Origin of the sequence: Wohlfahrtiimonas populi (genome assembly GCF_002006795.1) — a bacterium.
Classification (GTDB): domain Bacteria; phylum Pseudomonadota; class Gammaproteobacteria; order Cardiobacteriales; family Wohlfahrtiimonadaceae; genus Wohlfahrtiimonas; species Wohlfahrtiimonas populi.
The window spans coordinates 156,229-168,153 of record NZ_MVDN01000002.1 but is presented as its reverse complement, the minus strand read 5'-3'; the positions used below and the strand labels follow the sequence as shown (position 1 = coordinate 168,153).

Here is an 11,925-nt window from a genome sequence, read left to right as displayed (position 1 = left end):
CACATGTTATATGCTTTACTCAGTTATTTAGCAGAAGAACATTGGAGCGCATTGCGTGTTTTCCAATACATTTCAATGCGTGGTATTTGTGCTGTTTTAACCGCATTAGCTTTTGCACTTTGTTTCGGCCCAGGATTTATTCGCCGTTTTCAACAAAAGCAAATTGGTCAGTTTGTGCGTGAAGATGGCCCACAATCTCATTTATCTAAAAAAGGTACGCCAACGATGGGCGGTATCTTAATCATTGCGAGTATCTCTGTTGCAGTTTTATTGTGGGCGGATTTAAGCAATGTAAATGTTTGGGTTGTGATGGGCATTTTGTGGGGCTTTGGCTATGTGGGCTTCTTAGATGATTATCGTAAAGTTGTGAAGAAACAATCTTTAGGTTTACGTGCAAAAGAGAAATATCTCTATTTAACCATTGGTGGTGCTTTGGCTGCGATTGTTTTATATGTGACAGCAGGACCCAAAGGCACAGATTTATTGATTCCATATTTTAAAGATTGGTTCATTCCACTCGGCGTTTTATTCATCCCATTTGTATATTTAGTGATTGTGGGTGCAAGTAATGCGGTGAACTTAACGGACGGTTTGGATGGTTTAGCGATCATGCCAACAGTTTTAGTGGCAGCAGCTTTGGCTATCTTTGCTTATGTTGCAGGTAATATTGAATTTGCTCGTTATTTAGCCATTCCTTATGTGAAAGGTGCAGGCGAGATGGCGATCATTTGTGCGGCTATTTTTGGGGCAGGTTTAGGCTTTTTATGGTTTAACACTTATCCAGCACAAGTATTCATGGGCGATGTTGGTGCATTGGCTTTGGGTGGTGCATTGGGTGTGATTGCTGTTGTGGTTCGTCAAGAGTTAGTATTCTTCATCATGAGTGGTTTATTTGTGGTGGAAACATTGTCGGTTGTGATCCAAGTGGGCTCATACAAAATGTTTAAAAAGCGCGTATTTAAAATGGCGCCGATTCATCATCATTTTGAATTGAAAGGTTGGCCAGAACCACGTGTAATCGTACGTTTTTGGATTTTAACCGTTGTGTTAGTTTTAATTGGTTTGGCATCACTGAAAATCAGATAGCGCATGGCAGAAATCTATAAAGAGATTCAAACGGAAGCAAACTCAGAATTTACAGAGCAAAAAAGTAAATTTCTCGGGTTTGCTTTTCCCGTTTATGATGAACAGGAAATTAAAAGCATCCTAGCGCGTTTACGTGCGGAGCACCCGAATGCCAATCATGTTTGCTATGCTTATCGTTTAGGTGAACGTTACGATCATTATCGCTTCAGTGATGATGGTGAACCGGGTGGCACAGCAGGTCGCCCGATTTTTGGGCAAATTGAAGCTTTTGATTTGACGAATATTTTAGTGGCGAGTGTTCGTTATTTTGGTGGTGTTAAATTAGGTACAGGCGGATTAGTTTCCAACTATCAGAAATCTGCAAAAGTCACTTTAGAATCAGTACAGATTATAGAAAAACAAATCATGGAAGCTATGACATTTTTGTATGATTATGATGTCACCAATGATGTTCAGAAATTGCTCCATGATTTTGGCATCACAGATGTGACAACTGAGTATTTAGAGCAGTGTAATTGTACTGTTCGTTTGGACATTGATCGCATAGAAGAATTAAAAATCGCGATCGAGCAAAATCATCGTTTAGTATTAGTTAAATAAACCAATTTAGGTAAAATCATCATGATAAAAACTTTGAAAGTTTCTATGGCCGTTGCGGGATTATCATTTTCTGCATTAACATTTGCAGTCGCTCAGCAATCAGAAGTTAAAGTACCAAAATTAGATAAAAAAATATCAAGAGAAGCATTTTTACGCGATAAGTTGACAGATAATACTGTGGGTTATGTGCGTTTACCAACACAATTTGGCATGGCTTTTAATATCAAAAATAAAGCATCAGATAAAGTCATGACCAATGATGTGAACGAACGCATGATGTTGCATTTGAAGAAAGTATTGCAAGATCCAAGCTTGGTGAATGAAGCATTAAAACAGCACTTATCAGTGCCATTAGAGCAATTGCCATTGGATTTAGGGCAATTGACATCACTGATTTATACCGCAGTGGATGGCCCGATTGAAATCATGGCAACAGATATGAATAAGATGATCTCACCCGCGACACAAGCTTTGATCGTTGTGCCTGTACAGTTTTCATCAGCTAAAGAGCTCGATGAAGCATTGGTGAAGCTATTGAAGCAGGATATTGGTATTAAAAACCAAAATGGCTTTTATTCATTCCCACCTGTGGCTTCTATGTATTTGGATGCAAAAGAAAAACGTTTATTCATTTCCATTGCACAAAAAGCACAATCGGAAGCTCAGTTAAAGCAAACAGTAGATGCTTTAAAATCCACAAAAGAGCATCGTATGTACGCTTATGAAAATCAAATTGATTTAACAGGGCAAAACTTTTTTGTGTGGGCAGATGTGACAGGCAGCCGAGATATGATTGCAATGTTGGCACAAAAGGATGTACCAACTGCCGCTGAATTCATTCAAAATACTGAAGGCTTGGCATTTGGCGTAGGCACAACAGCCAATCAGCAAGGGCAAGCTAAATTCATCACTAAAACCAATACGCAAAAGATTGCAGCATTGAAGGACTTTGCACAGCCTTTAGATTTTAAAACGGTAGGCAAACCTCAATCTTTAGCAGTTGTAGCATTGCCATCGAAACAAACAGTGATTGAATTATTAAAGAAAAATAAAGTAGTTGATGATGCGCAGTTACAAGAATTTGCCAAGCAATCGGAAGCGCGTTTATCTTTCAATGCGTTAGATTTATTAGATATTATGGGCCCGCAAGCTGTGGCTTATGAAGATGAAACAGGCTCAAACTTTGCGATTGGTGTGCAAAATAAAGAAGCTTTCCAACAATTGATTAAACAATTGGAATCGAAAGATTATGCAACGCATACAGTGAATAAGGGCATTCATGAACTTAAATTGAAGAATCCTTTATTAGATTTAATGCAAAAGTTAAGCAAAACTGACCCTCATCCTGATGTTATGACAAATACAGCGCTTCAATATGGGATGCTACAACCTTGGTTTGCAGAAATGATTTCTGCAATTTATGGCGTTCGTGCTTGGGATGCGAATTTTTACTTATATTGGAATGAAGAGCAAAATTGGATTGTATTAAACACATTGCCATATTCATTGGCAGAGCGTAACAAAGCTAAAGTATCTGTATCGAAATGGTTGGAAGATCAAGGCATTCGCTCATCTGGTTTATTGATGAGCTATACAGCTGAGATTAAAGGCGCTGAAGAAGCTTGGTATCGTGATTATGTGAAGTTTATGCGCAATAATTATGATCTCTTGGGACAAAAATTTGATCCATTCTCTATGCCATCCCCATCTTCTATGAAGTTTAATCCAACTTCTCGCATCGGCTTACATACAGCGATGGATAAAGAGTGGTTTGTGGTGTCATTGGATTATGATATTTCACCATTTTATGGCTATTCTATGTTTACAGGGCAAGGCGCGATTGGTTTAGTGGGGGCATTATCTTCTTTTGCATTGCCGGCTTATCAAGATTATACAAAGCGCACTTATGTTGCTGAAGGTATGGCATTATCAACTGCTGCCAAAATTGCATCTACTGAATATTTTGCAGCACAAGGCGAATGGCCAACAGATAATGAAGAAGCAGGATTGGCTGATCCTGAGTTAATCACGGGTCAAGCTGTCAATGGTATTGCTGTAACGGGCGGTGGGCAAGTTTATATTTCTTATAACTATAATGTTCAAGATGAAGGTTATTTGATTCTACAAGGAGAACCAACCGAATCAGGTTCTGTGAATTGGTACTGTTACCAAACGAATTTACCTGAAAAAGTGTTACCTGCAACATGCCGCAATGAAGTGATGTTTGAAGATGAAACGTATCAATATGATGATTCAGAGTATGGAGTTGAATTAGGTGAAGCTGTAGAAGCCGCTGAAGCAGCAACAGAAGCTGCACAATAGTCATAGTTAATATTTACATTAGAAATCCTGCATTCAACATGCAGGATTTTTTTATATTCATAGCTGTATAAATAATGAATATAAATGTTATATTCTTTAGTTGATATGAAATTTATTCATAATTGAATATGTGATTGGATAATAATTAAAGGGTCAATATGATTGAGAGAATCCATTTAAATATATTGCGTGAGATTGAAAGGCAAGGCTCATTAACAGCGGCGGCAGATGCGCTGAATTTGACACAATCAGCATTAAGTCACACGATTAAAAAACTAGAAGGGCAGTTGAATACTGAGCTTTGGATCAAAGAAGGGCGAAAGCTTCGCCTTACAGAAGCAGGGCAATATCTACAAGATCAAGCCAATCGTTTATTACCACAATTGGAACGAGTGGATGAAAATCTCAAACGCTATGCCAATCATGAAAAAGGCACATTGCACATTGGCATGGAATGCCATCCTTGTTATCAATGGTTGCTCAGCATTGTGAATCCATTTTTACAAGAATCGCCAGGTGTTGATGTGGATGTAAAGCAACGCTTCAAATTTGGTGGCATGGCAGCATTGTTTAACTATGATATTGATCTTTTGATTACACCAGATCCATGGACGATGACGCAGATTATTTTTAAACCTGTTTTTGGGTATGAATTGGTATTGGTTGTGGGTGAAAATCATCCTTTGCGCGGGCAAGATTACATTGTGCCACAGGAGTTGTTAGATGAAACTCTATTTACATATCCTGTAGAAACAGCTCGCTTGGATATTTTTCAGCAATTTCTAATCCCAGCGCAATGTATGCCAAAGCAACATAAACAACTAGAAGATACAGAAATTATCTTGCAAATGGTGGCTGCCAATCGTGGTGTGACAGCAATGCCAAGATGGCTCATTGATAAATATCGAGAAAAGTTGCCAATTTACCCAATCAGTTTAGGGGCTGGGATTTTTAAACATATTTATGTGGGTTATCGCCAAGCAGATCAAACAAATGCGCACATTCAAAAATTTATTAAGTTAGCGAAGCATAGTGGTTAAAGAAGAGGCCATATGAAGGATTTTATTTTAGAAAACGAGCACGTTTTATTGCGTCCATTAACAGCAGAAGATTTTGAATTGTTTTTGCCATATTCATTGAATGAACCTGAAACTTGGCATTTTTCACCAAGAAGTGCAGCAGGTGAAGATAATCTTCGTGAATATATGAATTATGCTTTAACGAAAAAAGCAGAAGGTACAGAATATCCTTTTGTGGTGATTGATAAAAAATCAGAGCAGTGTATTGGTAGCACTCGTTATTATAATATTAGCGAACGTAATCGTAACTTAGAGATTGGTTTTACTTGGTATGGCAAAGCATTTCGTGGCACTGGCATTAATAAACAGTGTAAATTCTTATTGCTACAACATGCTTTTGAAGTGATGAATGTATTGCGCGTTGGTTTTAAAGCAGATGCCACAAATGCTGTGAGCGTCGCTGCAATGAAAAGTGTAGGGGCAAAAGAAGATGGCATTCTTCGCCAAGATACATTGATGCTCGATGGTAGATTCAGAGATACGATGGTTCTAAGCATTCTACACAATGAATGGCACGATTCAGTCAAATCCATGTTGATGGCAAAATTGGCTAAATAATTATATTGCAATCACTCCTGACATAATGGTGTCAGGAGCACTTCGTTATACTCTTTTTAACTTCATGAGAAGTGATATTTATGAATTTTAAGGAGAGTATTATGTCATTCAATAGCCCAATCGCTTGGTTTGAAATTGTTACGCGAGATTTTGATCGTGCATGCGATTTTTATAGTAAAGCTTTCAACATGACATTTGAAAAAAGAGCTGTTGATGCGATGCAAATGGCAATTTTCCCATATCAAGAAGGTAATGTTGGTGGCACTTTAGTGCATAGCCCATGTTATAAAGATCACAAACCCGGTGCTGGCACAGTTGTGGTTTATTTGAACTGTGAATCAGTAACAGCACAGTTGAAGAGAATTATTGAATTAGGCGGTCAAGAAGTTTTCCCTGTGACAGAAATTTGTAACAATAACTTTATCGCAGGCTTTGAAGATAGCGAAGGTAATTACATTGGCCTTTGCTCCAAAGCTGAATAAATTGTAGTAATATTGTTACATAATTTTTATTGAGCCAATATTATGCGCCGTGCTGATCGATTATTTGAAATCATTCAACATTTACGTAGTCGCCAATTAACGACTGCGTTATGGTTGAGTGAGAAACTGGAAGTTTCAGAGCGAACGATCTATCGTGATATTCAAGATTTGATCAGTAGCGGCGTACCGATTGATAGCGCAGCAGGCGTTGGCTATATTCTGCGTAAAGAGTATGATCTGCCTCCATTGATGTTCGATGCAGATGAAATCACAAGCCTTGTGATTGGCATTAAAATGGCAATGGCGCTCGGTGGCAATGTTGCCAAATCAGCCGAGCATGCATTATCTAAAATCAATCATGTGATCCCAAAAACGTTGAAACAGCGGATAGAAGGCATGCAGATTCATACGCCATTTTCTTATGAGTGTGGCTTATTGGGTGATCACATTACAGCGATTAATCTTGCAATCCAAAATCGTCATCCCATTGAAATGGATTACCAAAAGCTCAATCAAACAGCGATTGAAAGGCGCATTGTTTATCCATTAGGGATCTTCTTTTGGAGCACGAAATGGACGCTCGTTGCGTGGTGCACTTTGCGTGAAGATTTTCGCCATTTTAGGATTGATAAAATTCAAAGCCTCACAATGTTAGAGGAACAATTCACATTGCAAGGTCATCAGAATTTACAAACATTCTTAAAATTAGTCACTGGCCAAGTTTAATAAATCATTCGTGCCTGCGTGATAAAAATCCACTTGATGCTTTTGATCTTTATTCAAAGTGATGATGGCATAAGTTTTCTCTTTGCGACTGCGTGGATAAGCCAAACTACCAGGATTAACCATCAATATATCATTCATCATATTCGCTTTAGCAATGTGGGAATGACCATACAATGCAATTTCAGCGCCCATTTCTTTTGCGCGATCATTAAGCTTATCTAGGGATGCTTTCACGCCATGCATGTGACCGTGTGTCATATAGATTTTGTGTTGCCCAATCTTAATGAAAAGCTCATTGNTTGCAAGGTCATCAGAATTTACAAACATTCTTAAAATTAGTCACTGGCCAAGTTTAATAAATCATTCGTGCCTGCGTGATAAAAATCCACTTGATGCTTTTGATCTTTATTCAAAGTGATGATGGCATAAGTTTTCTCTTTGCGACTGCGTGGATAAGCCAAACTACCAGGATTAACCATCAATATATCATTCATCATATTCGCTTTAGCAATGTGGGAATGACCATACAATGCAATTTCAGCGCCCATTTCTTTTGCGCGATCATTAAGCTTATCTAGGGATGCTTTCACGCCATGCATGTGACCGTGTGTCATATAGATTTTGTGTTGCCCAATCTTAATGAAAAGCTCATTGGGTAAAGTGCGATCATAATCGCAGTTGCCACGCACAATGTGCACATTTTTGAGAATAGGATCAAAACTCATCAATTCTGAATCACCGCAATGGAAGATTTCAGTAATATCTGCATGTTGTTCAAAAATTTCCTTCAATGGCATGACTAGCCCGTGTGTATCACTAATCACTAAGATTTTTTTATTATTTGACATGTTTTTTAGTTCTTTAATCAGAGTAAGGTGCGTTATCGTAACGTAGTTTCATGACAACTATATAAAATTGGGAAAAAAAATACTATATTGATGAGAGTAATTTCTATTTAATATGATCATTGGGCAAATCAATATGTTGAGTCAAGCAGAAACAATCACAATCGAAGGCGTTAATTTCTCTATCGCACAAGTGAAAGATATTTTGGATCGTTTACCTGAAAAGAGCTGGTTAGCAACTAAAAGCGATGAATTTTTGGATAACACGATTTTCTTCCACGAAGGTGATGTTCAATTGCCTGTATTGCGCTTAGGTGAGTTGCCAACATGGTCTTTAGGTTATTTCATCATTGGTGATGTGAAAGTTGGCAGAATCATTGAGGCAACGGATGATTTGGCAATTATGGGATTGATTGTGGACGGTAATTTAGAAGCTGATCATATTCGCGCTGGTGGTAATGAAATTTATATCTCAGGCGATTTGCAAGTGAATGGCTTATTCTTCGGTAAACATAACCTGGGCACAATTACTGTGGAAGGTGATAATCACGCCAATGCATTTATGAGCGATGATTATTCAGGTTGGCTGGAAAGCAACTGGGCATTAACAGATGATGAATGCTTTGATGATGAACAGATCAGTGATGAAGAATATCACGAAGCTTGTGTAGAGATTTTAGAAGCGATTCGCCCTGAATTCTTATATGAACAAGAAGAAGCGGATGAGCCATTCTTGTGGGCGCAATTATTGGATTATTATAAAATCGAAAAAGCGATGAAGCACAATGCGCCAATCCTACAAGATTCATTCATTGAAGAACATCAAATTCAGTTCTTAAATGATCCTGTGGAATATCAAAAAGCTGAATTGCCTGCGGATTTTGTTGTGAATACAGTGGCTAATATTCATAATGAATTGAGTACAAAAGAAGTGGAAGCATTGGCAAAAGCTGTGACTGGTTTATCTCATGATCATATCTTCGTGCCTGAAGCTTTATATAATGATGATCACGGTTTATCTGTGAAGTTTTTGGAAGGTTATCCTGAGCGTTTATTCTTGGAATTCATCGCAGTTCGTTCTGAATATCAAGGTGAATTGCCACACAATATCCAAATGGGCATGAATGGCGAAGCATTGAAAGCGCAATTTGGTGATCGTTATACAGAAGAAACTTTTGAAGAGTATGAAGATTCAGCACAAGGCACAATCACATTGGATGATTTAGTGATCGCGCTATTGCTAGAAAATGATGCTGTGACTTTTGTGAAGTATCAAATTTCAGAAAATTGAGAACCTTCGCTATAATGAAAGCTTCCGTAATTGGCTGTTAAAAAAGGAAGCATGAGTGAATTAAAAACATTAACTGAGAAAGAATTAGCATTCATTCTGCATTGGGGTGAAATGGGCAATCGTTGGGGCGTAAATCGCACGGTTGCTCAAATTCATGCGTTATTGTTTATTCGTGGTGAATGTTTAACAGCGGAAATGATTTGTGAATTGCTTGGCATTGCACGCTCGAATGCCAGCAATAGCATCAAAGAATTAGAGCGCTTAGGCTTAGTGAAGCGCACGCACATTTTGAATGATCGCAAAGATTATTTTGAAACATCAGGCGATGTTTGGGAGCTATTTAGAATCATCGCGCGTGAACGCATTGAGCATGAATTAAAGCCAACAGAAGCAATGCTCAATGATCTATTGAATGATCCAGATTTCAAAAAAGAGAGCGAAACCTTTCAAGCACGCACAAAAGAAAGTGCTGAATTATTGCATTCATTAATCACCTTGGGTGATCAAGTTTTGGTATTTTCATCCAAAGGCCTAAAGAATATTTTAAAAGCGGGATCAGGCGTAGGGAAATTCTTATTAGGCTTTAAAGGTGATAAGAAATGATGCGATGGATGGCGATATGCTTCATGAGTTTATTGACGATCTCATTAGCTGTGAGCGAAGATAAAATCACATATCAAGCTATCGAAAACTCACCGAATAAAACTGTCTTGGATAAGATAGATACTGAATTGTTGGTGATTTATCCTGCAGAAAATGAAAGATATACCATTACCGTATTTACGGATGTATTTTGCCCATATTGTCGTAAATTGCATCAAAATTTGAATGAATTTACGGATAATGGCATTACAGTTCGCTATGCGCCATTTCCATTAACAAGAGATTCTAATCCTGTATTGGAATCCATTTGGTGCGCAGCGAAAGATCAGCAACAGTTTTTGATGGATGTTGCGATGTTGGAGTTGAAATTCAAAGCACGATCATGTGACTTTCTTGTGATTGATGAAGCCAGAAAGTTTTCTAAAGAATTAAACGTTTATGGAACGCCATCCATTTTCTTGGAAGATGGTCGAAAAGTCAGCGGTTTTATGTCACCAACAGAGATCATTGATGGCTTAGAAGGGCGATTGAACTTTGATGAATGGCGCCCTGCGCATATGAGAAAGTAAGAGGCTCATTGATATATTATTTAAATTTGATATAGTGGGCATATCTATCAATAGATAGTAACGGTTAGCTTTATCCTAATGCCGTATAGTATTAGCCCTCATTACAATGTAATGGGATGGGGGTGTCAGTCAAAAGGCACTCAACCATGTGATAACTTACTTTTACCTGAGTTTAACCGTGATTGGGCTAGTGTTTAAACTTTAAATACTAGCCCTTTTGTGATGAAAATGACACTACAAAAACAAATTGAAGAAGCTATTAAAAATGAAGCTGAAAAGCTTATTGTTAGATATCACCAATATCATAATAGAGTGAGTTTAGTTGCTGAGAGTAACTCAAAAAGATTGGGTGAGTCAGCCAAAAGAAAACAAGTTTATACACCAGAATATTGGTCACATGATAAAAAATTTAATCCTTTTTATGTGAAGAAACATTATAAAAGTATAGCTCATGCTATTGCGATGAAAATTCAAAATAGAACATATGTTCCTGGTAAGCCCTATATTAAAGAAATTCCTAAAGTAGATGGTGGGATACGTCATGTTACAATTTATCAAATTCAAGATGCTGCTATTTCTAAACTATTTTTTAATAGATTGTTAGCCAAAAATAAACATAGATTTAGCTCTTTTTCATATGCATATAGAAATGATAGGAATGTGCATTTTGCGATACAAGATATATCAGTAGATTTAAAAAGAAATGAAAGAACTTTTGTAGCAGAGTTTGACTTCTCTGATTTTTTTGGTTCTATCTCACATTCATTCTTATATAATCAGTTCGATCAAAATGGATTTTATATTAGTTCGGAAGAAATTTTTATTATTAAATCTTTTCTAAAATCGAGAAAAACTGGAATACCTCAAGGAACATCTATTAGTTTATTTTTAGCCAATTTGACTTGTTGGAAATTAGATCAAAATTTTGAGAGAGAAGGATTGAAATTTTCCCGATATGCAGATGATACGATTGTTTGGTCGACAGATTACAATAAAATTTGCAAGGCTGTAAACTTAATAAATGATTTTTCTAAAGAAGCAAAAGTTAAGATTAATCTTGCTAAATCATCAGGGATATCTTTATTAACAAAACCAGGATTTCCATCTGAAATTGAGTCCAAAGTTAATTTAGATTTTTTAGGTTATAGCTTATCTGTTGATAAAATTTCAATTAAATCAAGGTCATTACTGAAAATTAAAAAACAAATTTCTTATTTACTCTATAAAAATTTAATACAGCCATTGAAATGTCAATCATTAGCTGGACAACATATTCCAGCTAATGGTAGAGATAGTAATTTGCTTTCTGCTATTTGTGAAATTCGTCGCTACTTATATGGCAATTTAGATAAGAAACAAATTTATGACTATTTATCAGGTAGGAGAAAACATCTTTATTTTAAAGGAATTATGAGTTTTTATCCCTTAGTAAATGATGAGAAGCAGCTTGAAGAACTTGATGGATGGATTATTTCTATTATTTATAGATCGTTAAAAGTACGCAATAGTTTATTGAAGAAATGGAATTATGATCGTTCATATAGTTTTCCTTTCAATGTATCTAAAGAGCAATTGGTGTCTGTATTTTCGCATCAATCAGTTAATGGAAGAAGACTTTATGAAATTCCAAGTACTTTGTTGATATATAGAGCCTTGCAAAAGGGGTTATTAGAAATGGGGATTGAAACTGTAATGCACCCTGAATCTTTAGAATATAATTACTAGTTAAATTATAGGCAAGGGCGCTTGAACTTCGATGAATGG

General features: G+C 36.9%; 13 protein-coding genes. 11 read left to right on the top strand and 2 right to left on the bottom strand.

The genetic code is table 11. The features are described from left to right. The first annotated feature begins 3 nt into the window (after positions 1–3). From mraY to BZK16_RS03655, 7 genes are all read left to right on the top strand, one after another. The gene (gene mraY / locus BZK16_RS03685; protein ID WP_077927547.1) at positions 4–1,086 is read left to right on the top strand and encodes a phospho-N-acetylmuramoyl-pentapeptide-transferase; all 1,083 of its coding nucleotides are present in this window, start codon (positions 4–6) and stop codon (positions 1,084–1,086) included. A 3-nt stretch (positions 1,087–1,089) separates the two neighbouring features. Next, the gene (locus tag BZK16_RS03680) at positions 1,090–1,686 is read left to right on the top strand and encodes an IMPACT family protein (protein ID WP_077927546.1); all 597 of its coding nucleotides are present in this window, start codon (positions 1,090–1,092) and stop codon (positions 1,684–1,686) included. A 21-nt stretch (positions 1,687–1,707) separates the two neighbouring features. After that, positions 1,708–4,008: a pilin gene (locus tag BZK16_RS14530; protein WP_077927545.1), complete on the top strand. Its 2,301-nt coding sequence runs from the start codon at positions 1,708–1,710 to the stop codon at positions 4,006–4,008. A gap of 158 nt (positions 4,009–4,166) precedes the next feature. Then, positions 4,167–5,048, top strand: a complete 882-nt coding sequence (locus BZK16_RS03670; RefSeq protein WP_077927544.1) for a LysR family transcriptional regulator — start codon at positions 4,167–4,169, stop codon at positions 5,046–5,048. 12 nt (positions 5,049–5,060) lie between these two features. Beyond that, positions 5,061–5,645, top strand: a complete 585-nt coding sequence (locus BZK16_RS03665) for a GNAT family N-acetyltransferase (protein ID WP_077927543.1) — start codon at positions 5,061–5,063, stop codon at positions 5,643–5,645. Positions 5,646–5,746: 101 nt separating this feature from the next. Continuing rightward, positions 5,747–6,127 (top strand): VOC family protein, encoded by a 381-nt coding sequence (locus tag BZK16_RS03660; protein WP_158076802.1) that lies wholly within the window; start codon positions 5,747–5,749, stop codon positions 6,125–6,127. A 42-nt stretch (positions 6,128–6,169) separates the two neighbouring features. Beyond that, positions 6,170–6,853, top strand: coding sequence for a helix-turn-helix transcriptional regulator (locus tag BZK16_RS03655; RefSeq protein WP_077927541.1), 684 nt, complete (start codon positions 6,170–6,172; stop codon positions 6,851–6,853). Here BZK16_RS03655 and BZK16_RS03650 read toward each other — a convergent pair. Together BZK16_RS03650 and BZK16_RS03645 are read right to left on the bottom strand one after the other, a co-directional pair. Further along, positions 6,833–7,180, bottom strand: coding sequence for a YfcE family phosphodiesterase (locus BZK16_RS03650; RefSeq protein WP_077927540.1), 348 nt, complete (start codon positions 7,178–7,180; stop codon positions 6,833–6,835). The two genes, BZK16_RS03655 and BZK16_RS03650, sit on opposite strands and share 21 nt — an antisense overlap. 8 nt (positions 7,181–7,188) lie before the next feature. Continuing rightward, on the bottom strand, positions 7,189–7,701 hold the full coding sequence (locus tag BZK16_RS03645; protein WP_077927539.1) for a metallophosphoesterase: 513 nt from the start codon (positions 7,699–7,701) through the stop codon (positions 7,189–7,191). A gap of 133 nt (positions 7,702–7,834) precedes the next feature. Between BZK16_RS03645 and BZK16_RS03640 the strand changes: the two genes are divergently transcribed. The 4 genes from BZK16_RS03640 to BZK16_RS03625 all read left to right on the top strand — a co-directional run bounded on the left by BZK16_RS03640 (position 7,835) and on the right by BZK16_RS03625 (position 11,886). Further along, positions 7,835–8,989 (top strand): hypothetical protein, encoded by a 1,155-nt coding sequence (locus BZK16_RS03640; RefSeq protein ID WP_143691132.1) that lies wholly within the window; start codon positions 7,835–7,837, stop codon positions 8,987–8,989. Between the two features lie 51 nt (positions 8,990–9,040). Continuing rightward, positions 9,041–9,592: a GbsR/MarR family transcriptional regulator gene (locus BZK16_RS03635; RefSeq protein ID WP_077927537.1), complete on the top strand. Its 552-nt coding sequence runs from the start codon at positions 9,041–9,043 to the stop codon at positions 9,590–9,592. Next, positions 9,589–10,161 carry a thioredoxin fold domain-containing protein gene (locus BZK16_RS03630; protein ID WP_077927536.1) on the top strand — a complete coding sequence of 191 codons (573 nt, stop codon included), beginning with the start codon at positions 9,589–9,591 and terminating at the stop codon, positions 10,159–10,161. Before BZK16_RS03635 ends, BZK16_RS03630 begins: the two co-directional genes overlap by 4 nt. 228 nt (positions 10,162–10,389) lie before the next feature. Next, the gene (locus tag BZK16_RS03625; protein WP_077927535.1) at positions 10,390–11,886 is read left to right on the top strand and encodes a reverse transcriptase domain-containing protein; all 1,497 of its coding nucleotides are present in this window, start codon (positions 10,390–10,392) and stop codon (positions 11,884–11,886) included. Positions 11,887–11,925 lie beyond the last annotated feature (39 nt).